Annotated in this window: 19 protein-coding genes; 9 read left to right on the plus strand and 10 right to left on the minus strand. The window is 40.4% G+C overall.

Annotation, left to right across the window (positions count from 1 at the left end):
• The first annotated feature begins 34 nt into the window (after nucleotides 1-34).
• Nucleotides 35-2,221, plus strand: a complete 2,187-nt coding sequence (locus tag FR7_RS22005) for a Tex family protein (protein WP_007933819.1) — start codon at nucleotides 35-37, stop codon at nucleotides 2,219-2,221.
• Nucleotides 2,222-2,359: 138 nt separating this feature from the next.
• Here the strand turns inward: FR7_RS22005 and pdxR are convergent, their stop codons facing one another.
• A complete protein-coding gene (gene pdxR / locus FR7_RS22010; RefSeq protein ID WP_007933820.1) occupies nucleotides 2,360-3,751 on the minus strand; it encodes a MocR-like pyridoxine biosynthesis transcription factor PdxR in 1,392 nt (463 codons plus the stop codon).
• A 110-nt stretch (nucleotides 3,752-3,861) separates the two neighbouring features.
• Here pdxR and FR7_RS22015 point away from each other — a divergent pair, with 110 nt between their 5' ends.
• Nucleotides 3,862-4,779, plus strand: coding sequence for a DMT family transporter (locus tag FR7_RS22015; protein ID WP_007933821.1), 918 nt, complete (start codon nucleotides 3,862-3,864; stop codon nucleotides 4,777-4,779).
• Nucleotides 4,780-4,991: 212 nt separating this feature from the next.
• Here FR7_RS22015 and FR7_RS22020 read toward each other — a convergent pair whose 3' ends face one another.
• The 5 genes from FR7_RS22020 to FR7_RS22040 form a co-directional block, all read right to left on the minus strand.
• The gene (locus tag FR7_RS22020; protein ID WP_007933822.1) at nucleotides 4,992-5,462 is read right to left on the minus strand and encodes a hypothetical protein; all 471 of its coding nucleotides are present in this window, start codon (nucleotides 5,460-5,462) and stop codon (nucleotides 4,992-4,994) included.
• 8 nt (nucleotides 5,463-5,470) lie between these two features.
• Nucleotides 5,471-5,740, minus strand: a complete 270-nt coding sequence (locus FR7_RS22025; protein ID WP_007933830.1) for a hypothetical protein — start codon at nucleotides 5,738-5,740, stop codon at nucleotides 5,471-5,473.
• A 23-nt stretch (nucleotides 5,741-5,763) separates the two neighbouring features.
• Complete coding sequence (locus FR7_RS22030; protein ID WP_007933833.1) at nucleotides 5,764-6,984, minus strand: EAL and HDOD domain-containing protein; 1,221 nt, start codon at nucleotides 6,982-6,984, stop codon at nucleotides 5,764-5,766.
• An 84-nt stretch (nucleotides 6,985-7,068) separates the two neighbouring features.
• Nucleotides 7,069-8,682: a DAK2 domain-containing protein gene (locus FR7_RS22035; protein ID WP_007933834.1), complete on the minus strand. Its 1,614-nt coding sequence runs from the start codon at nucleotides 8,680-8,682 to the stop codon at nucleotides 7,069-7,071.
• Nucleotides 8,683-8,714: 32 nt separating this feature from the next.
• Nucleotides 8,715-9,554 carry a DegV family protein gene (locus FR7_RS22040; RefSeq protein WP_007933835.1) on the minus strand — a complete coding sequence of 280 codons (840 nt, stop codon included), beginning with the start codon at nucleotides 9,552-9,554 and terminating at the stop codon, nucleotides 8,715-8,717.
• 353 nt (nucleotides 9,555-9,907) lie between these two features.
• Here FR7_RS22040 and FR7_RS22045 point away from each other — a divergent pair, with 353 nt between their 5' ends.
• Together FR7_RS22045 and hcp are read left to right on the plus strand one after the other, a co-directional pair.
• Nucleotides 9,908-12,040, plus strand: a complete 2,133-nt coding sequence (locus FR7_RS22045) for a cell division protein FtsA (RefSeq protein WP_007933836.1) — start codon at nucleotides 9,908-9,910, stop codon at nucleotides 12,038-12,040.
• 126 nt (nucleotides 12,041-12,166) lie between these two features.
• Nucleotides 12,167-13,465 carry a hydroxylamine reductase gene (gene hcp, locus FR7_RS22050; protein WP_007933837.1) on the plus strand — a complete coding sequence of 433 codons (1,299 nt, stop codon included), beginning with the start codon at nucleotides 12,167-12,169 and terminating at the stop codon, nucleotides 13,463-13,465.
• 219 nt (nucleotides 13,466-13,684) lie between these two features.
• On the opposite strand, the gene FR7_RS22055 is transcribed toward hcp, so the two are convergent.
• Nucleotides 13,685-14,389, minus strand: a complete 705-nt coding sequence (locus FR7_RS22055; protein WP_007933840.1) for a Crp/Fnr family transcriptional regulator — start codon at nucleotides 14,387-14,389, stop codon at nucleotides 13,685-13,687.
• Nucleotides 14,386-15,624, minus strand: coding sequence for a YgeY family selenium metabolism-linked hydrolase (locus FR7_RS22060; RefSeq protein ID WP_007933841.1), 1,239 nt, complete (start codon nucleotides 15,622-15,624; stop codon nucleotides 14,386-14,388). Before FR7_RS22060 ends, FR7_RS22055 begins: the two co-directional genes overlap by 4 nt.
• Nucleotides 15,625-16,029: 405 nt before the next feature.
• On the opposite strand from FR7_RS22060, the gene FR7_RS22065 reads away from it, so the two are divergent.
• From FR7_RS22065 to FR7_RS22085, 5 genes are all read left to right on the plus strand, one after another.
• Nucleotides 16,030-17,169 (plus strand): metallophosphoesterase, encoded by a 1,140-nt coding sequence (locus tag FR7_RS22065; protein WP_007933842.1) that lies wholly within the window; start codon nucleotides 16,030-16,032, stop codon nucleotides 17,167-17,169.
• A 270-nt stretch (nucleotides 17,170-17,439) separates the two neighbouring features.
• Nucleotides 17,440-18,297: a zinc metalloprotease HtpX gene (locus tag FR7_RS22070; protein WP_007933843.1), complete on the plus strand. Its 858-nt coding sequence runs from the start codon at nucleotides 17,440-17,442 to the stop codon at nucleotides 18,295-18,297.
• 283 nt (nucleotides 18,298-18,580) lie between these two features.
• Complete coding sequence (locus FR7_RS22075) at nucleotides 18,581-18,943, plus strand: CidA/LrgA family protein (protein ID WP_007933846.1); 363 nt, start codon at nucleotides 18,581-18,583, stop codon at nucleotides 18,941-18,943.
• 1 nt (nucleotide 18,944) lies between these two features.
• Nucleotides 18,945-19,634: an LrgB family protein gene (locus tag FR7_RS22080; protein WP_007950881.1), complete on the plus strand. Its 690-nt coding sequence runs from the start codon at nucleotides 18,945-18,947 to the stop codon at nucleotides 19,632-19,634.
• Between the two features lie 274 nt (nucleotides 19,635-19,908).
• On the plus strand, nucleotides 19,909-21,141 hold the full coding sequence (locus FR7_RS22085; RefSeq protein ID WP_007933849.1) for an LL-diaminopimelate aminotransferase: 1,233 nt from the start codon (nucleotides 19,909-19,911) through the stop codon (nucleotides 21,139-21,141).
• 286 nt (nucleotides 21,142-21,427) lie between these two features.
• Here FR7_RS22085 and FR7_RS22090 read toward each other — a convergent pair whose 3' ends face one another.
• Complete coding sequence (locus FR7_RS22090) at nucleotides 21,428-21,796, minus strand: FlxA-like family protein (RefSeq protein WP_007933864.1); 369 nt, start codon at nucleotides 21,794-21,796, stop codon at nucleotides 21,428-21,430.
• 105 nt (nucleotides 21,797-21,901) lie between these two features.
• Complete coding sequence (locus tag FR7_RS22095) at nucleotides 21,902-23,260, minus strand: tetratricopeptide repeat protein (RefSeq protein WP_237769570.1); 1,359 nt, start codon at nucleotides 23,258-23,260, stop codon at nucleotides 21,902-21,904.
• Nucleotides 23,261-23,295: the final 35 nt, after the last annotated feature.

The raw sequence follows: 23,295 nt of genomic DNA on the forward strand, positions 1-23,295 counted from the left end.
AAAAACCATCTAAAAATCATAAAGTTGGTGCAATATGTTATATACTGATATTCCTATCGTAATCGCCAGGGAGCTTGCTATCAAAGTTCCTCAGGTAATTGCTACTATTAATTTATTAGACGAAGGCAATACGGTTCCTTTTATCGCTCGCTACCGTAAAGAAGCGACTGGAGAACTGGATGAAGAGCAACTTCGCACTACAGAAGAACGCCTGCAATATTTGCGCAATCTGGTAAAACGACAAGAAGACATCCTTGCTACTATTGAAGAACAGGGCAAGCTGACCCCTGAATTAAGTGCGGCCATTATTGCCGCTACCAAACTGCAAGAGTTAGAAGACTTATATCTGCCCTTTAAGCAAAAGAAACGTACTCGTGCCCAAGTTGCCCGGGAAAAAGGACTAGAACCTTTAGCCAATATTATTTTGTCCCAACAACTGACAACGGGTACACCTCTTACAGTTGCAGCAGATTTTGTATCCCCTGAAAATAAAGTGGATACTGCTGAAGATGCCCTAGCAGGGGCTCTTGATATTATTGCTGAAATAATCAGCGAAACAGCCGATATTAGGGCCAACATGAGAAAGCAGCTATGGAGAACAGCCGAAATTCGTACAGAGCTGGCAGTAGCAGAGGAACTAGGTAAAGAAGTTCTTACTTATAAAGAATACAAAGAACCCGTTAACCGTATCCCCTCTCACCGTATTTTAGCAGTCAATCGGGGAGAAGATAAAAAACTACTCAAAGTAACCCTAGAAGCTCCACATGATACCAATATAGAATTAATCAATCGTCAAATCAGTAAAGGCACTTCTATTTTCAGCGAATGCATCTTATCAGCAGTCACTGATGGTTATAAACGGCTATTATTTCCTGCTCTTGATCGGGAAATTCGCTCTCTTCTAACAGAGAATGCGGAAAAGCAGGCAATCCGTGTCTTTAGCCTTAACCTGCGCCAATTACTTCTCCAGCCGCCTTTTGCTGGACATACCGTCATGGGACTTGATCCAGGTTATCGCACAGGCTGTAAAATGACCGTCGTTAGCCCTACAGGCTCTGTCCTCACCACAAATGTCCTTTATGTGACCATGGGAGAGGGGCAAAAAGAAAAATCAGCACAAATTGCTCTAGAGGCTATAAAACAATATGGTGTAACACTCATTGCAATTGGCAACGGTACAGCTTCCTATGAAACAGAAGAATTTACAGCCGGGCTGATTAACACCCACCAACTGCCAGTAAATTATCTAATTACCAATGAAGCGGGTGCTTCTATCTATTCTGCTTCTAAACTGGCAAAAGACGAATTGCCTGATTTGGATGTCACCTTGCGAGGTGCCGTGTCCATTGCACGACGAGTGCAAGATCCCTTAGCTGAATTAGTAAAAATTGATCCTAAGTCAATTGGCGTTGGTCAATATCAGCATGACGTAAACCAAAAAGAACTGGGTGAAACCCTCTCTAACGTAATCGAATCTGCTGTAAATCATGTTGGCGTCGAGTTAAATACCGCCTCCATTGAACTACTAAAACATGTATCGGGCATTAATGCTACAGTAGCCAAAAATATCGTAGCTTACCGAGAAGAAAACGGCACTTTTAAAAGTCGGGCGCAACTACTTAAGGTTGCCCGTCTAGGACAATCCACCTTTATCCAATGCGCCGGTTTCCTTCGTATTCAAGATGGAGAAACGCCTTTAGATAACACTCCTGTTCATCCAGAATCCTATAAGTTAGCAGCAGCTATTTTAGCCAAACTTGGTTTCTCGCCAAAAGATTTAAAAGATAAAACGACTCTGCAAACCATTCAAGAAAAAGCACTAAAAGCAAACGCTGCTGCTTTGGCAGCCGAGCTGGAAGCAGGCGAACCTACCGTTCGTGATATTTTGGCAGCACTAGCCAAACCCGGTCGTGATCCTAGAGAAGACATGCCAGCCCCTATGACCCGAAAGAATATTGTTAAATTATCAGAACTGACTGCTGGAACGATTGTAAAAGGCACTGTACATAACGTAACTGATTTTGGCGTCTTTGTAGATATTGGCATTAAGACCAATGGTCTCATTCATCGCTCAGAACTGAGTTATAAACCCTTTCGCCATCCGTTAGATGTTATTTCGGTGGGAGATATTGTCGATGTTATGATCTTAAACGTAGACGAAAACCGGAATCGTATTGGCCTGAGTCTAAAACAGGTGGCAGCAGCTGGAGATAAGAAATAGATATAAGCTGCAAATAAGAAAATAAATTTATTCTCTTGTACAAAATGGCACAGGAATCTTTCGATTAACCTGTGCTATTTTCTATTTTAAGTTGTTTGCAGCATCATTTCGTACTTTAAGCGTGTTAATCATAGTAAATTAGTAAATGCTGTTTTTCATTATAAAATCATACAAACGCAGAACACTTTGGTGAATTTCATCAACATGTAAATGCCCATATCCTAACATCAGTTTATCGGAATGATTTCCTTTTCTAATGCAATAGTGCTCTATAGGATACACACGAATCCCAAAAGCTTGGCTTTTCGCAATAAATCCTTCATTAAAACAGACTCCTGGAATTTGCAGGACGAGATGCAGTCCCGATGTATCACCGAGCAAACAGACTTCTTTCCCAAAACACTGCAAAATTGATTTTAACAATAGTTGACGCTTTTCGCCATACAGTTGGCAAATTTTCTGTACATATTTATCAAGCTTTCTTTGACTTAAAAATTCTGCCAATGCAGCTTGTTCAATAATTGGATTTTGTACATCAAAATACTTCCGCAAATGAAGCCACTGGGCATGAAGCGGAGGCGGCAGCACCACGAAACCAACTCTCAGTGCCGGATACATGGTTTTGCTGAACGTGCCCGCATAGAGAACAGATTCACAGTCCATAGAATAAAGTGGCGTTATCGGCGCGCCTCCATACCGGAATTCGCTGTCATAATCATCTTCGATAATATAAAAATTCTGCTTCCGTGCCAGACGAATCAGTTCTGCCCTGCGTTCTGCGGGAAGAATTCCTCCAAGAGGGAATTGATGTGAGGGGGTAACATACACTGTCGAGAAATCCCAATTCTCTAGTTGTTCCGTTCTAATGCCATTTTCATCTACAGGAATACCTAAAAAGGGAATTTTTCTGTTTTTCAGAATTTCTATAATTCCCAAATGGCATGGATCTTCCACTGCAAAGGGCAGTCCTTCTTTTGATAACATTTGAACGAAAAGGTTCAGTGCCTGTGTGGTTCCCGTAGTGATAAAAATATCTTGGGGTTTTGCCAATATACCCCGCGTACGAAATAACCACTGGCTTATTTCTTCCCTCAAGGGTTCATATCCCGCCGTTGTGAAGTATCCTAAATCTTTGTCTTGCAGCTTTTCACAGGATTTATAAAGTAATTGATTCCACAGATAACGAGGGAAACAACTTACATCAGGCTGTCCTGTTTTAAAATCCGTGGAGAAAGATGGTTGACTGGTTTCATTAGCAATTGCTTTCGTATGGTATTTCTCCAGATACAGTCCCTCTTTCACCTTCGTAGGTGCTCCCTGACGGCTGACAACAAAACCTTCTGTAATAAGCATATCATAGGCTTCGCAAACTGTACTTCGTGAAACAGACAAATTCTTGGCAAGACCGCGACTGGAAGGCAAAGCTTCCCCTGCAGTGATTTTACCTTCCAGAATCAGTTTTTTTATGGAATAGAAAAGTTGCCGTGATAATGAAATCTCCTTTTCCCTTTTCAATATAATATTCCACATACACCCTCCCACTGGTATGTAATATATTCGCCATACTGGATATTTCGTTATACCAGTCTCTATGCTAGTATAATAACACAGTACTTTATAGAGGTAAAGGAGCGTGGATTATGGAAAAATTAAAAGGGCGCATCTATTTAGCCATATCTTTTGTACTTGCAGGAACGGCAGTAATTGCTGCACGGTTTGTGTCTGATTCTCTGGGGACCTTTACGATAACCGCAGCAAGCCTTCTTGCAGTGCTTATCATATTGCTGCCATTTTACATGTTACGAATCAAGCAAGGGATTCGTAACATGAGCAAAAATGACTGGATCATGATTTGCCTGCAGGCATTTTTCGGTATTTTTTTATTTAGAGCCTTCCTTCTATTCGGATTGCAAAACACCAGTTCAACAGAAGCTGGCGTTTTGATTGGCGCTGCACCGGTATTGACAAGTATATTAGCACGCACCATGCTGAAAGAAAAATCAAATGCAAAAACCACAGGTGGTATCATTTGTGCTGTTTTGGGAGTTCTACTGCTTCAAGGCGCACAACTATCGAACCTTACAGCAGAACATGTATTGGGAAATATGCTGGTAGTGTGTGCAGCAGCAAGCGAATCTCTATTCAATATCCTATCGCGTATTCACAGTTTGAGCGAAATAACCGACAATAGGGGTAAGATAGAACCAACCGTTCAGTCTCTGCTCGTGTCCGCTATTGCTTTTCTCTTTTGCATCATTCCTGCATCATTTGAATATCCCGTTTCATCTTTGCTATCACTTGACTTAAAGGGATGGGTATCTATTTTGTGGTATGGTTTGATCGTTACCATGCTATCTTACGTTTTGTGGTATGCTGGAATCAAAAGATGTACAGCCCATACCGCTGCTGCTTTTTCTTGCTTGATGCCATTTACTTCTATGCTGTTAGCCTTTTTGATTTTAGAAGAATCCGTCGAGACAATGCAATGGATCGGAGGATTTCTAGTTATCCTTGGTGTTATATTGCTAACCTATTCTCAGGCAGCAGAAAAAGGTTAGAAACGATTGAATTCTTATTCGAAATAAGAAAGACAAATCCACGGACACCTAGGTAGGTATTCGTGGATTTGTCTTTTACTGATACTACTGTCATTCGCTCTGTTGCCTTAATTTTGGTGTTTCTTCCTTAGTCAAACATTTGGGGCTCGCTTTCCAAGGAGAAATGGCAACGGGTGGTGGGCATTCAAACTGAGGAGATGGAAATCACTTTATTACCTGTATCGCCCTTTATCTTTGTTCTTATATTTATCCCATACATTACGAACCAGCATAACGACTCCACCAATGACCAATAAATTGAGTAACATACTGAAGATTCCAGACATACCTCCCATATGTCCACCAAACAGGCTGCCAAATAAGCTTCCCGCTAAAAATCCGCCTCCGATCATACTGGCATTTCGCCAGAAGCCGCCAGTGGACTGTGATGGATTGCTTTGTTGTACATCAGGTGTTGTCTGTTTTGCAGGAGCTTTGTCACCAAAATTGTTGGCAGGTGCCGAGGGTTTATAAGTGCCTCCCGTATTTCCTGGTGCTGCCGATTTACTAGTCGAACTGCTGGATGACGGTGCAGAAAATGATTTCGAACCAGAAGATGACCTAGACCCTGAGCTGCTTACTGCAGCAAAACATACAGTACTAAGAAAAACAAACAGTAACGTAAATACTATAATCTTTCTCACTGAAATCTTTACTCCTCCTTATGAACTTTCACATCTCCTGGAAAAGCATAAATAGCTGACAAATTAGGCAATTCTCCGCTTAAATAACGATCAATATCATGAATATCAACAAAGAAGGAACAATTCACTTCTAAGTATCCCTGTTCTTTATTTTTTGTCAGCGTTTTTAAGTGTTCCCGCAACTTGTGACACTCCGCTTCCGAAGCAGTAATATCTAGTGTTACCAATGGCACGCCATATTCCCGCAGTACATCTTGTAAACTTATTCTTTCAGACATAATGATCCCCTTTCTTTACCTTACTATAATGAACAAACCTCATCAGCCCAAGCTACTGCCTTTTTATAATCATTAGGAATATGTTCTTCCCCGATACCTAAACTAGCAGCACAAGTCATAAAAGCTTCCCACTGCGCTCTTTCATAGAATAACACCAGATGATAGATCTTGCCCAAATCATTATATTCTCCTAATAACGCACCTTTAATCTCTTCACTAATAGGCAGCTCAGCCATAATATCTTTGAGAGGCCTGCCAATGAAGACGTCAATTAAGGAAAACATCCCCATCATAAACAATTCTGACTCCCGCCCTTTAAATCCTACTCGTTCGGCAAGTAATTCAGAAAATTTTGCCCGTACTAACGAGGTAACAAGAATACCGTCTGTTTTATTATCACCAACTGTCCGCATAACAATTAGAGATACCCATTTAACAATCTCATTTTTCCCCATTAACACTAATGCATGCTTCACAGAGGAAATTTCATTTGTTAAACAAAAAGCTGCAGAGTTAATAAATCGCAACAACTGATAAGATAAGGCTAAGTCATACATAATAAATTTTTCAATTGCGTTAAAGTTAAAATTTTCTTTATCCAGCTCCTGTAGTACTCTAAGAACCCGCAACTGATTAATTTTACTACTCGGAGCCGCTTTTCCTCTCAGAACCAGAGGCTTACTAAAAAAATATCCCTGAAAATACGAGTACCCTAGTTTTACAGCTTGTTCAAAATCAGCTCGCGATTCTACTTTTTCGGCTAAAAATTTAATGTTTCGTTCACCAACGCTGCTCATAATCCTTTTCCTATCATGCCCAGTGGTGGTTAAAAAATCAACTTTTATAATATCAGCAATATCCAGCAGAGGCATAAACTTAGGGTGAAAGACAAAATCATCTAATGCTACTATATATCCTGCTTGTTTTAATTTTTCACAAGCCTTGATTAATTCGGCAGTGGGTTCCACCGTCTCTAATATTTCAATTACGACTAACTCTTTAGGCAATAACAGAGGTATTTCCTTTTTTATCAGATTCTCTGTAAAATTAACAAATGCGCGTTTACCGCCAGTAAGAACATCCATACCAATTGCAAAAAAACTGTTGCAGATTACCTCAGATGTCGCTTGATCACCATCAGTGCAAGTGCATGTGTTTTCATAGCTGTCTCGAAATAACAGTTCATAAGCAAAAAGTTTTTGACTTTTTGTGAAAATAGGCTGCCTCGCTACAAAAACATCCACTTCGTATAGCCTCCTCTGCCGCATATACCTTTTAAAACAAACCTTCCTAGAGTATATCTAAGAAGGTTTGCCAACTTAAATTCCTTATTCAATACTAATAATGAAATCATAATGCGGCTGGCCACCTAAATATAATTCAATCTGGACAGCAGGCAAGTGGACTGCCAGATCATCTGCCAATACCTGTGCCTCCCCTTTTGTCAGGCTGGCACCATAATACAAGCTAACTACCTCATCCTCATCATCTAATAAAAATTCTACCATACTGCGTAGTGCAGCACCTACATCATCCGCATCAACAATCACTTTGTTATCCTGCACGCCAATGTATTTTCCAGCCGCTACCGTATGGCCGTTTACGACACTATCACGAACCGCCCTTGTAACCGCTGCCGCCTTTACTTCTTTACTCCGTGCTGTCATGCGAACTATGTTATCTTGTAAGGAAAGATTGACATTAAAAGCCACTAATGCCGCCAAACCTTGGGGCACATTGGTAGTGGGTACAATTTCCACTCGATTACCCAATAGTTTTTGTGCTTGACCTACTGCTAAAAGAATATTTTTATTGTTAGGCAGAATAATATATTTTTCGCTATTCCCCCGATGCACTGCACCAATAAAATCTTCTACAGGCGGATTCATAGTCTGTCCGCCCATAATAACAGTTGCAGCTCCCATCTGTTTCATGATATCAGCCAATCCTTGGCCCGCAGCTACACTAATGATAGCCACTTGGCTATGCCCTGGCACTTCATCCAAAAATTCATGACGCTGCTGATGCTGGTCAGCCATGTTATCAATTTTTATGTCATGCAGCGTTCCCCAGGACATCGCCGACTCTAGCACCACTCCTGGACGAGCTGTGTGAATATGCACCTTCATGACATCGCTGCCCGCTGCTACGACCAAAGAATCTCCCATAGGGAGCAGATGTTTTCTTACCTCAGCTGTATTGATGCTGCAGTGTTTCACTAAAAATTCAGTACAGTAGGGATGTGTAATATCGACTCCTGTATATTCAAGAGAAGCAACTCGCAAATTACTGTCAAAATTAGCTTCAGGACCTGAAGACTCTCCACTCAGACCTTCTAAGCAACCGGATAAAAATACGATAAGCCCTTTGCCGCCCGCATCTACAACTCCGGCAGATTTTAGTATTGGTAACAGGTCTGGAGTTTTTTCTAATTCTACTTCACCAGCTTTAATAGCTTCCGATAAAACATCCATAAAATCTAAACCATCCCTCACCGCTCGGTGAGCCCCCTTGGCAATTCCTTTAGCCACGGTAAGAATAGTCCCCTCTACAGGTTTTGACACAGCACGATACGCATACAATACACCATATTGAAAAGCTTTACCAACTTCAGATGATGTCGCTTGATCCTTACCAGCTAATCCTCTAGCAATACCACGAAAAATCTGGGATAAAATTACCCCGGAATTTCCTCGCGCACCCATAATCGCACTATCTGATGCCCGCTTGCTCAAAGGACCGATGCCAACCTCGGGAGCCTCTTTTACAGCCTGGGCCACTGCTCTTAATGTTAATAACATATTCGTGCCAGTGTCGCCATCAGGCACTGGAAAAACATTTAAACTATTAATATGTTCATGCTCTCGCATAAACGTTTGATATGCTCCAAGTATCATACGACGAAAATCATTACCTGTAAGCCATTCAGTCTTCCCCTGCATTATAAAATCCTCCTACATAGAAATATCGCGATTTAGATTTTTTCCTGGAAAACTAAGCCTAACAAGCCTGGTCCCAAATGAGCGCCTAATACGGAGCCAATCTTTGCAGGTAATATAAGAGTTTCTGGATACATCTCTTGTATTCGTTTTCTCAACGCTTCCCCTTCTTCCGGAACATCAATGTGACCTACACCAATATATTCTAAATTCTGATACTTTTTCAGCTCATCCAACATGCGATTCACGACTCGCTGTTTGGTACGAACCTTATCCATAACAGCAACTCTGCCGTCCACTAAATACAGTAAGGGTCTTATTTGCAGGATACTGCCAAATAAAGCAGAAGCACCGCCAATCCGTCCCCCTTTATATAAATACTCTAAGGTATCTGGAATCAAGAACGTATGCGTCGCTTTTACGATGGTTTCTAATCTTTCAACAATATCTCTAGCAGAACAATTGACCAAAGCCATTTTCAGTGCGGTCTTAGCCATCTGCACCATACCAACTGACGCAGTACCTGAATCAATTACATGAATGTTTCCCCCGCCGATCATCTTTGCAACCGACCTGGCACCTTCTGCAGTACCGCTTAATCCCCCTGATACACTGATAATAATTATTTCTTTACCTGCTTTTATAAGAGGCTGACAAACTTCTATAAAATCACCTGGTGCCGGCTGTGATGTTTTAGGATGTTGTTTCGTCTCTTGAGAAATTTGAAACAACTCTTTTGTAGAAATCTCATTTTCCCGCCATTCCTGGTCACCAACCCGTACCTTGAGGGCTACTACATGTAAATTAGGATGCCCAGCAAGCATTTCATCAGGCACTTGCCCAATGCTATCGACTACAATGTGTATTTGAGACACAGATAAACTCCTCTCAATCTAAGCAGGCTATTGCCCCACCATATAAATATTTATACTTATGTTACATTTTATCAAAAAATGCGTTATAAATACATATTTTTTTTCCTGCTATGCCTTAAGTACAGCATCGACCCAGCCGTGTTTATACCTACCTTGGTACTTTACTAAAGCAATTATTTCTTGCAAAAAGGAAATCCGCAGAAAAACGCGAAAGTAATACTTTTTATAGAGATATTTTATCTGTCTCGTCCCTAATCTCCGGAAAGATGAAACTCTTGATCCTTCCTATTTTTATACAAACCAGGAATTCATATTCTGGTACAAATAAAACCATATATAAAAGGAGCACATTAATGGAAAAAAATCTACTCTTTGCATTAGATATTGGAACACGCAGTGTAGTCGGCCTAGTGGGGGAAAAAGTAGATAATAGCATTCAGATCATTGCCTCTCATCGCCAAGAGCATCGTACCCGAGCGATGATGGATGGACAAATTCATGATGTTCCAGAAGTAGCAGCGATTATTGCAGAAGTAAAAAATGCATTAGAGACTTCTTGCGGTCCCTTGAAGAAAGTCTCAGTAGCCGCAGCTGGCCGAGCTTTATGCACCATTCAATCCAGGGCTGAGATTGAAATGTCAGATAGGGGTGTGCTCACATCCAGTGATGAACACGCTCTAGAACTGGCAGCAATCCAATCGGCTCAGCATAAATTAGCTACATCCAATACCATATCCGACCCCACTTCTTATTATTGTGTAGGATATAGTGTCGTTAGCTTCATCCTGGATAAGACGCCGTTAAAGACCTTAGTGGGGCAGCGAGGTAAAAAAGCTACGGTTGAACTAATTGCAACCTTTCTGCCCAGACAAGTTATCGATTCTTTGCAGTCAGCTATCACCTCTGTGAATTTAGAAATAGCCACTCTCACCTTAGAGCCTATCGCAGCAATTAACGTCTTAATTCCTCAAACCATGCGCCATTTGAATCTCGTGCTGGTTGATATCGGAGCAGGTACATCGGATGTGGCCATCACAAAAGATGGTTCGATTATTGCCTATGGTATGGTTCCCTGCGCCGGTGATAAAATTACGGAGGCTATTTCCCAGCAATATCTTTTGGACTTCAATGTGGCAGAGACGGTCAAACGCCAGCTTACGGGCAATGAATCCGCTACCATTACCCTCACCGATGTATTAGGTCTTCCCCAGGAAATAGCCGTAAGTGAGATTATTAAAAACATTGAACCCCATGTAGCTGAATTGGCACAATTAATTGCAACCCAGATCATATCCCTCAATGCTACGGCCCCTCAGGCGGTTCTCTTAGTTGGTGGTGGTTCCCTCACCCCGATGATTTCCGAAGCATTAGCCCAATCCCTTGACATGCCAGCACCGCGAGTAGCGGTTCGCCGTCCTGATATAATCGAAGGCATCAGCCAAATTCCCGCTGACCTTTGTACCCCTGATGCAGTCACCCCTCTTGGGATTTTAAAACTTTCTGCCAGCCGTACACTTAATTTTATGAATGTTACCTTAAACGAACAACCCCTGCATCTCTTTAATCTGGGCCACTTAACCGTCGCAGATGCTCTATTGGCTGCAGGTATTGACACGCGGAGTCTCCATGGCAAACCAGGGCTTGGCATCACCATTGCTATTAACTCCCAAACCAACTTCTTTCCCGGCACCCATGGCACTCCTAGTCTCATTGAACTAAATGGTCATAAAGCGACCCTTTCTGAACTGCTGCAGGAAGATGATGTAATCAAAGTAACCAAAGGCACAAGTGGCACCATGCCCTCTCTTTGCCTTTCCGATATTTTTGATATTCTTCCCTCCTATCTTATTTTTATCAATGAAGAACCTTACGAAATATCTCCAATTATTACGATTAATGATGAATTAGCCCAACCAGATGCAGTACTGGCTGATAGAGATCAAGTACATTACCGTGTACCGAGTACCCTGGAAGAAGTTCTGGGCACAACTGGAAACCCTATGGATGTCCCGCCTTACCACTATATTATCAATGGCAGTGAACGAGAATATAGTATTTGGCGCAAATACACCATAAACGGAAATGCCGCCACAGCTGCCAATCCCGTAAGTGCCAACGACCAGATCATGATTTCGCCCCTTTGCGAACCAACTCTGGGTGAACTATTAGGGCTCAATAACGATGAGGAACATTCCATCACCGTATTATTCAATAAAGTTAAGTGCTGTATCCCCCTTCGTCGCTATACGATCATCATGAATGATAAAGTCTCTCAAATCACAGATATTGCCCCTAATAAAAGTGTCATTCATTTTTCTTCTACCGAACAAGAACATCCCATGATTAGCGATGTGCTGCTGGCTGCCAATTTCAATCCGAAAACGATTCCTCCTGGCAGTATTGTCAAGATTCTTTTAAATAATCAACCGACAGAATATACTACCCTTGTAAAAAATAGTGACGAGATTACTCTTGTGGTAACTTGATTCTTCTAAAACTATATTGATTCTTTTTAGCAAGTGGCTTGCAAATTGTGACATACATCACATTTATTCTTTCTCAATACCATTATAATGAATATGTAATAAAAAATGGTAAGGGGGATATGATTCATGAGCATGTTTTGTCGTCAATGCGAGCAAACCGCTGGAGGTACAGGCTGTACCAAGGTAGGTGTCTGCGGTAAAAATGAGGATATTGCCAGTCTGCAAGATACACTTGTTTTTGGTCTAAAAGGAATTTCTGCATATGCCCACCATGCTAGAGAACTGGGTGCTAGAGATGAGCAAGTCGACGCTTTTATGCATGACGCTTTATTCTTTACTCTCACGAATGTTAACTTTAGCTTAGAACGCCATATTGAAATGGTATTAAAATGCGGTGAAATGAACCTTAGAATCATGGAAGTACTAGATAATGCCCATGTTACCCGTTTCGGCTCACCAGCCCCTGCACAGGTATTTACAGGCACTAAAGCCGGCCCTGGCATTGTGATCACAGGTCATGATCTTTTAGATCTTGAAGAATTATTAAAACAAACAGAAGGTACAGGCGTTAACGTTTATACGCATGGAGAAATGCTTCCTGCCCATTCCTATCCTGAACTTAGAAAATACAAACACTTAATTGGAAATTTCGGCACTGCATGGCAAAATCAGCGCACAGAATTCGAAAATTTCTCTGGTGCTATTTTGGTTACAACAAATTGCGTAATGCCGCTTACTGACAAATGTTCTTATGGAGATCGCATTTATATGCGTAATATTACAGGTCTACAAGGCGGCAAACAAATCCTTGACCGTGATTTCTCCGAAATTATTGCTCACGCAAAATCCTTACCAGCTTTGCCTGAAACAGCTGGCGACTATACAATTGCTACAGGTTTCCATCATAGTGTTATCCTTAGCCTGGCTGATAAAGTGGTCGAAGCGGTTAAAGCCGGTAAAATCAAACGTTTCTTCTTAATTGGCGGTTGTGACGGTGCAAAACCTGGTCGTAACTATTATACTGAAATTGCACAAAAAGTTCCTAAAGATTGTGTAATCTTAACTGTAGCGTGTGGTAAATACCGCTTTAACAATTTGGACTTTGGTGATATCGACGGCATTCCTCGCCTCTTGGATCTAGGACAATGCAACAATGCATTCTCAGGTATTCAAGTAGCAGTAGCCTTGGCTAAAGCCTTTAACTGCGGCGTAAATGACCTGCCACTTTCCTTTGTTCTATCCTGGTATGAGCAAAAAGCAGTAGCGATTCTCTTAACTCTGCTGCACTTAGGAGTTAAAAACATTCGCATTGGTCCTACACCACCGGCTTTCATCTCACCAAATGTATTCAAAGTATTAAATGAGTCCTTCGGTTTACAGCTCATTACCACTCCTGATGAAGATCTAAAAGCCATTCTTGGCTAAATAAAAAATCCTGGATGAAATTCATCCAGGATTTTTTTATGAATCAGAAAGTATACTTGGGGCTAAAAAAAAGCACTGAAACGCGAAGACACAAAGATAAAACGAAGAAAATATTAATTACCCTTTCTTTTGTTTTCTTCATACTCTTTGCGTCTTCGCGTTTCAAAAGTTTTTTTAAAACGATCTCTTTAGCGTCTTTTGTTTTGACTTTTCGTATACTCAGGAAATTAAACGTCTTAAATATTCCACATCCAGAATTCTTATTTTCTGACCGTCAAAATCGATAAATTTATCTTTTTTGAGAGAACTTAACGTCCTTGTTACCGTTTCCCTTGTTGTCCCTACTAGATTTGCTAAGTCTTGCCTCGATAAATCAAGAGCGAGTTCAATTACGCCATTGTCTTTGATATCACCCTGTTCCTGGCTTAAGCGCAATAAGACTTCTACGGTACGTGACATTACATCATTCAAAGCCAAGTTTTTAATCTTCTGCTGTGCATAGATTAATCGCTGACTTAGCGCTTTTATTAACTGCAATGCCAGCTCATTATTCGTAAGTACCAGCTGCTCTAAGTCTATATTACGTATCATACCAATACAAGAAGGCTCTACTGCCACAGCAGTCGCCGGATAAGGCCGGTTATTAAACATCAGCACCTCAGCGAAAATTTCTCCTGCCCCTAAAATCTTAATAATATGTTCCCGCCCATCATCAGAAGTTCTAAGAACCTTTACTTTGCCGCTTTTTACATAATGAAATCCTTCACCCGCATCACCTTCCAGAAAAATAATCATGCCTTTGCGAAAGCGCCTCTCAATTGTATGATTATGAATAATCTCCAGTTGCTTTTCCGGCAGCTTTGCAAAAACAGGTATCTCTCTTAGATATTCCCATCCCTCTTTATTGCTTTCCAAAATAGTCATCGCCACCTTTCACTACTTTCTTGTTCCTTTGTAAGCAAAAATTGACAAGCAATCGCCTGATAGCCCGCCGCTGCAGCTGTTAATTGATTTACTCTTAGATTCTCATCTGCAATATGCATATCCTTCTCACAGCCAGGACCAAAACCGATAGTAGGAACGTTGGCTATCGCAGCAGAGTAACTAGCATTCGTGGAAATAGTATAAGTGGAAAGTGCAGGGGTAAAGCCAGCTTTGCCTAAAGCTTGTTGGACACCACTTACCAATTCATGTTCAGGGGATAGTATCCACCCAGGGAAAAACCGTTTTCCCGACAAATATTGTCCTGTATAGCATTCAAGACCAGACTCAGCAATCCCTACCTCCGCGGTAAAATCAGCATCCTGGTGCTGCAATACAGCAATCGCTTTATGAATTGGCTGCAAGATATCTGTTTCTAATTCATCCTGGACCATATACCGGTCAAATGTAGCCCAACATGTATGGGGCACTGTAGAACTCCCCGGACAGGGCGCTGAGGCGATACTTACTAGTTCTAGACTCCCCTGCCCTAAGGAACTCATTGAAAAGGTTGTTTGCTTCTTAATTTCTGGTACTAAACTTAACATCATATCACTGGCGTTCTTCCCTGCTAAGGGAACAGCAGAATGAGCGGCTTTTCCTCTCGTCACCACGATCACTTGAGCGCGCCCCCGCTGACCATAGCAAATCTCCAAATCAGAAGCTTCTCCAACAATCACATAGTCTGGCTTTATTACTTGGATCACTTGACGAAAGGCCAATCCTTCAAACTGTTCCTTGCCAACTGTACCGGATACAAATACAGATCCAGATAGCTCATCTTTATATTGGATCAAAGGTGCCAAGCCGCATATCATTGCGGACAAAGCTCCCTTCATGCTCACAACCCCACGGCCATAAATACGTCCATTCTCAACCAATCCCTCAAAAGGATCATGAATCCATATTTCAGTACCACTCACAGGTATCGTATCGATATGACTATCAAACAACACTTTAGGACCCGGATGATGTCCGCGAATCTCACCGATTACATTGCCCACGCCATCTATCCAAGCCGAGTCATACCCCAAAGCAAGCATCTTCTCTACCAACAGGTCCGCAATTTCTTGTTCTTGCCCTGTATAGCTGGGAATTTGCACTAACTCCTGACATGTCTTTATGATCAAGTCTTCATCAACTGGCCCAAGAGGTCCACAAATCTGTTGATTATCCATTCTACTTCTCCCTTTTTTTACCTAACTTTCAATCTGCTATTAGCGTATTACAATTATATATAAAATTATCAATTTCGATTCCCTTCTCACTAAATCCTGCATAATAAGAAGTATAATAAGAAAAACGCTGCACATCCTTAAAAAAACAAAACCTTTAAAACCACGAAGACATAAACAGGATCGAACCACAGAGGCGCAGAGGACACAGAGAAAGAGTAGATATAACGAAAACATAACTATATCGGATAAAACGGTCTCCGTATCCTATCTATGGCAGGAAATCCTCAACCGGTCACGAAAATAAATAAATAGACTTATCTATTATCCGGTGACGACTGCCATGTATCACATTGATTTGAAGCATATATAGCAACGTTGACTATATGAAGGAGCGCATACATTATCATGATCATCATTGTACTACTACTCTATAGTGCCATAAATTTTTATATTGGGATACGAGGCTGGCAATCCTTACGAAGAAAATCACCTCTTATTTTCTCCCTAAGCTATCTCTTTATTTTCGGTCTTTTTGCATTGAGTTACCCTCTGGGCAGTTTCATTCAAAAACTCTCTCCTTCAACCCTTGGTGATACCCTTCTTTTGACTGGTTCTTTTTGGCTCGGCATGATCTATTATTTATTTTTATTTACTCTTTTTATTGATATTCTGCGTTTCATCGATGCATACAATCCCTTTTTACCGCTAACCTTAAAACAACATTCTTTGCGGGTGGCAGCCACGGTTTTTCTGGTCACAACCTGTCTGATTGCTTATGGTACGTGGAACGCTCGTCATCCAGTGACTATCAACTATGAGATCACAATACCCAAAACAGCAGGAACAAGTTCTTTAGAAACCTTACAAGTCGTCATGGTCTCTGACATTCATTTGGGACAGATTGTTGACAATCGTCGTTTAAAACGATTAGTCAATCGAATTAATCAACTAGAGCCTGATATTGTACTGATTCCTGGGGATATTATTGATAATGATATCAATGTTCTGCCAAATCAGAATATGATCGAGACATTTCGTAAACTTCGCCCTAAACTAGGTACCTATGCGGTATTAGGAAATCACGAATATTTCGATCAGCAAACAGATCTTGCTATTGAATATCTAGAGCAAGGCAATATCCATATACTGCGGGATCAATGGACCCTAATTGATAATAGTTTCTATGTGGTAGGCCGGGATGATCTTGCAAAAATGCGTTATACAGGGGCCTTGAGGCAAGACCTGAAAACTGTCATGGAAGGCATTGATCATAGGCTGCCGATTATCCTTCTTGATCATCAACCCAAAGATTTACAAGATGCAGTCGATCAAGGAGTTGATTTACAGCTATCCGGGCACACTCACTTGGGGCAATTATTTCCAAATAGCCTGATCACAAAAAGACTCTACGAATTAGACTGGGGATATCTGCAAAAAGAAAGTTTACAGGTAATCGTTTCTTGCGGCTTCGGTACATGGGGTCCCCCTGTCCGTATTGGCAATTCGCCAGAAATTATTAACCTAACCATTCACTTTGAAAAGTAATTCTGGAAATACAAGCTTTCTTTTCTTAAAAAAGAATAATTATTGACAATTATATAACCTCATGTTATTATATAGGCAAACAAAGATATAAATACCCTGCAAGGGGAGTAGCTGTACAGTATCTGCCGTCAACACGGATTCATCCCGGCTATACTGGCAATCATAATTGCAAGCAAGACCTTGCCTCATATCTAACAGTATGTGGGCAAGGTCTGTTTACTATATCTTGATTTTTACTCAAAGAACAAATCAAAAGGAGGCTTTTTTATAATGAACAATCTAAAAACAACCTTATTGTTAGCAGCCCTAACAGGTCTATTAATGGCAATTGGTGGTCTATTTGGCGGCAGATCCGGAGTAGGTATCATGCTGATAGTCTCCTTGGCTATGAATTTAGGAAGTTATTGGTTTAGTGATAAACTGGTTCTGCGTATGTATAGTGCCCGGGAAATTACATCTGAGCAAGGTCCTGACCTCTTCAAGCTGGTAGCCAATCTTGCCCATAGGGCAAACTTGCCGATGCCTAGAGTCTACGTAATTGATTCCGATGTCCCTAACGCCTTTGCTACAGGACGCAGCCCTCAATATGGTGTTGTCGCAGTTACTACCGGGATTATGAAAACTCTATCGTATGACGAATTGTCAGGTGTTATCGCTCATGAATTAGCTCATATTAAAAATCGCGATACACTCATTAGTACCGTTGTTGCTTCAATCGCAGGCGTTATTACCTGGATCGCCCACATGGCTCAATGGTCAGCTATCTTCGGTATGGGGCGCAGCAATGAAGACGATAATGGCGGTCTTCTAGGCACACTCTTTACTATCGTATTAGCTCCAATTGCTGCAACTCTTATCCAATTAGGAATTTCTCGCTCAAGAGAATATATGGCCGACGAAATTGGTGGTGCCATTTCAAACAATCCATTAGCATTAGCAAGCGCTTTAGAGAAAATTGACTATTATGCCAAACATAAAGTGCTGCCTGCTTCCACACCATCTACCTCTCATTTATTCATCATTAACCCATTAAGCGGGACGGGACAATGGATGACGAACTTATTTAGCACTCATCCAGCTACCGCTGAGCGTGTAGCACGTCTCAGAGAACAAGCCCGCGGCAGATAATATAAGGAAGAAGGAGGCTGCCCTCACCATAGGTTTAAAAAACTTATGGTGAGGGCAGCCTCCTTTTTTATCGTATAAAATTTAAATGACCGATAGGTAAAGCAAAGCAGTTGAAACGCGAAGACACAAAGGAGGATTTTATTTTTGCTCTGTGCATTGACAGCTTCTTATGTTTGAGTAGATTAACAATCATAGTCAAAACCAATAATTTTAATTGTTATTATGAATTTTACGCATGGTTAGTAATGCTATATACTACTTATATAACATGGAGGCGAATAAAATGTACATTTTAAAATGTATTGCTCAAATTGGTGGATTACTGGGAATTGCCCTATTGAGTAATAAAATAACGCAGGTATTTGATTTGCATTTTCCTGGCAGTATATTAGGAATCTTATTTATTTTTCTTTTATTAGAAGCAAAGATCATTTCTTTAGAATGGGTCGAGACAGGTGCCAACCTTCTCATTGCAGAATTAATTCTATTTTTTATTCCATCAGCTGTCGGAGTGGTTCAGTATAAACAGTTAATCATAACCAATGGAGCAAGTTTTGGATTCGTTATTTTCCTCAGCACCGTAACGGTGATGATTTCTACAGGATTACTTGCCGAATTTTTGAATAAGATAGGAAAGGGACGATAATATGTTAGCAGGATTTAGCTTTATTATTACAATTCTTAGCTATGCAGGAGCAAAAATTTTATATAGAAAAAAGCAATCCGTTTTTTTATCACCATTAGTCATCTGCCCTTTTATATTAATCAGTTTGCTATTATCATTTCATGTTTCTTTAGAAACCTATTCTGCAGGTACACAATGGATTACGAATATGCTGCAGCCGGCAATCGTCGCTTTTGCAGTTCCCTTGTATAAATATCGAGCGTTATTAAAGAAATATGCATTAGAAATTGCCCTTGGTGTTCTCGGAGGTTCGATCATCGCAATCGTATCTTCCGTTATGTATGGTAAATTGTTTCACTTGACGCCGCAACTTCTTGATAGCTTGGCGCCACGCTCCATTACCACTCCCATTGCAATGAATATTTCTCAAACCATTGGTGGCCTTCCTGCCATGACAGCTAGTTTTGTCATCGTAACAGGTATTGTAGGGATCTTTGCAGGTCCTTTTATTCTAAAATGGCTTCCCATTCATCATCAAGTTAGTAAAGGCATGCTTCTGGGAATGGGGGCACATGGAGCGGGAACAGCACAGGCATATGAAATAGGCTCTATTGAAGGGGCTATCGCAAGCTTAACGATGATTGTTGCCGGTATTATTACAATTATGGTAGCACCTATATTAGTACCGATACTAGTCCCCATCATAATATAAAGGCAAGGTCTGCAAGACTTACGTAATGAAAACTGATGTTTTGGATAAAATAGAATGTATATAGTGGTGTAACCGAAGCTGCAAATAATAATTTTTAAGTTTTTTTAAAAATATCCTCCCATAATATATGCAGGAAAATAGTCATATATAGTATAATAAGGCTATACGATATGTAACTACTGAATCAATAGAAATCATAAGTATGTAAATACTATATCAAACTAACAAATTCTTTAGTTAAAATGTATCATAATTATGGAAGGAGCTTATATTAATGGCTTTAATTAACGAAAACTATTTGAAACTCCCTGGCAGTTATTTGTTTGCAGAAATCGCAAAGAGAGTTACAACTTTTAAAACAGAATTTCCAGAAGCAAATATCATTCGATTGGGAATTGGTGATGTTACACAGCCTTTAACCCCTGCTGTCATTGAAGGCTTACACAAAGCCGTGGATGAAATGGCACACGCCGAAACATTTAGAGGCTATGGACCAGAACAAGGTTATAACTTCCTCATCAAAAAGATCATTGAAACTGATTATCGTTCTAGAGGTATCGAACTTGAAGAAGATGAAGTCTTCGTCAGTGACGGTTCCAAAAGCGATGTAGGTAATATTCAAGAGATTTTTGGTGTACATAACAAAGTTGCGATTACTGATCCTGTATATCCTGTATATCTGGATACCAACGTAATGGCAGGTAGAACAGGTGATTTTTCTAATGGCATCTTTGAAAATGTCACCTATTTAATCTGCAATGCAGAAAATAATTTTGTTCCAGAGTTACCTACAGAAAAAGTAGACCTTATTTACTTATGTGTTCCTAATAATCCTACAGGCACCACACTTTCTAAAAAAGAATTGAAAAAATGGGTTGATTATGCAAGAGCAAACAACTCCATTATCTTATTTGATTCTGCTTATGAAGCATATATCCAAGATCCAGAGCTTCCTCACAGCATCTATGAAATTGAAGGTGCCAAAGAAGTCGCTATTGAGTTTCGATCTTTCTCCAAAACAGCCGGTTTTACTGGTACTAGATGTGCCTATACCGTTGTACCTAAAACCGTTCTGGCTCTAACTGCTAATGGCGAGAAACACGCCTTAAATAAATTATGGAACCGCAGACAAACGACTAAATTCAACGGTACTCCTTATATTATCCAAAAAGGTGCGGAAGCGACTTATACTCCTGAAGGTCAAGCTGAAATCAAGAGTATCGTAAAATATTATATGGATAATGCAAGAATCATTAAGGAAGGTCTAGAAAGTATTGGCATACAAACCTTCGGTGGCGTAAATGCACCTTACATTTGGCTGAAAGTACCAAAAGGACTGGATTCTTGGTCTTTCTTCGACAAGCTGCTCCATGAAGTACATATTGTAGGTACTCCTGGTACTGGCTTTGGTCCATCTGGAGAAGGTTACTTCAGATTGACAGCCTTTGGCAACAAAGAAGCCACCATTGAAGCAATTGAAAGAATTAAAACCAAATTAAGTTTATAAATAAAACAATACTTCATTAAAAATAAAAACGTTTGAACCGCGAAGACGCAAAGGGACCTATTTATATTGTCATTGCGAGCGTAACGAAGCAATCCCCTGCCTGCCAAGAGATTGCTTCGCTATGTGCTCGCAATGACAAATTTACGCAATCTAAGAACATCCCCTTCGCGGTTCATTGTTGTTGATATCACATTGCACAATTTATAAAAAAATCAGGAAGCGGCGATTTATGCCGTTTCCTGATTTTTTTATAAATCGAAATGTTAAATGACTCCCTGAAATGAACTTATGATTCAATTGTATTCTCAGTATCATCTTTTTCCGCTGTTACATTTGAGGAACTAAGATTCGCTTCCTTACTTTCCTGTGTAAGGCTCAGGTTGTATGCAGGACCAACAGTTACATTGCTTGAAGCAGCTTGCTCACTATTTGAACTTTTCGATTGGGATTTTTGCTGCACTTGTTGGATCTGGAGCTGGATTTGCTGCATTTGCTGTTGAAGCAGCTGAATCTGCTTTGCGTTTTCGGCTGCATCGTCCTCTTGCAATTCTTGAATTTGCCTGGTAAGGCTTTGAATCTGCTTTTGTAGATCACTTACACTACTTTGGGTACTAGACTGACTGCTTTGGCTATTTCCGCTAATCGTCATAGACATGATAACTACCTCCTTTATATACATCGACCTGCTTTGTATATCGGAGAATTATCTTTGAATTTCCTTTGAATTCTTTTAATTGTCTTTGATTTTGTTAAATTGTTATTATTTTTTAAGTTTAACTTCCAGATTTGTTTTTACCCGCACTAAAACGTCCTGCCAATCACCTCTATGAATTTGACGAAAAATTCGTATCGTTGGATACCAAAGACTCTCTTGTCCTTTTACCTGCCAGCGCCAATCAGGGTCAATAGGCAAAAGCAGCCATGTTTCTTTCCCCATAGCTCCTGCTAAATGCGCAACTGCCGTGTCTACCGTTATTATCAGATCCAGATTTTCAATCAGGCCTGCTGTTTCGGCAAAGTCACTGATATTCTCATGAAAATCAATTACTTGATGCGAAACTGTTTGTAGATCAGCAGCTTTTTCATCCATCTGCAAACTTACCCAATTTACCTCCTGGAGAGAGAAAAGCTGTTTGAACACATGAAAAGGAATGGATCGATTTTTATCATTTTTATGATTTGGATTACCGGCCCAAACAACACCAATGGTAAAAGACTGATCCTTTATTACCTTTTTCAGCATCTCACTCCACTTGTTTATCAGGTTAGAATCTGCTTTTATATATGGAATGGGGCTAGGAATGGTATGTAGTGTAGTATGAAACATAAATGGCAAACTTGGTAATGGACAGGAAAATGTATACTCCCCCACCATCTTTTCGTCAGTCTGAATTGTACTATTTTTGAAAGAAGCAGACATTAACCGTTCTAGCTGTTTGGGCAGGAACAAAACTACCTCAGAAGCCACTTTTTCAATTTCTTGAGCATATCTTACAAAATGAATCGTATCACCGAACCCTTGTTCATGAAACAATACTATTTTTTGTCCGATTAAATCCTCCAACTTCCAATTGTATCCAGAATCACAGGCACTAAAGATTTTGCGACGCAGTTCATACCCTCTCCAGCCCTTCTCATACTGTCCCTGAAGTAAATATAAGACTCCTAATGCAAATTCAGCTTCTATAAAGCCAGATCGCAGTCTAATAGCCAATTCAAGATGATGTTCAGCCTCATCTAAGCGCTCCATCTGCTTGAGCACCATTCCAAGGCGAAAATGTGCTTCTGGAAAACCAGGTTCGCAGCTTATCGTTTCGCGAAGGCAAATTTCGGCTTCCTCCAGAAGACTTGTTCTAGAAAATAGCGTTCCTAAATTAAATAAAGCTTCAGGATAATCCGCTTTTAATTCTAAAGCACGCTGAAGATAGAATTCTGCTTCATCTAGATTATTCATATTGATTAATAATGCACCTATACCATTATAAGCTTCAGCATAATCTGGTCTTAAAGAGATTGCTTGATGAAAAAGCTCTAATGCCTGCAACGCATCTCCTTTATGTGCCAGCTCAGCTCCCTGAGTGAAACATAGCTCTGCATTCATATGATTACTTTCCTTCACTTTTTTACCATTGTTGTCAAACATCGGCTCATCGC

Origin of the sequence: Pelosinus fermentans DSM 17108 (assembly GCF_000271485.2) — a bacterium.
Classification (GTDB): domain Bacteria; phylum Bacillota; class Negativicutes; order DSM-13327; family DSM-13327; genus Pelosinus; species Pelosinus fermentans.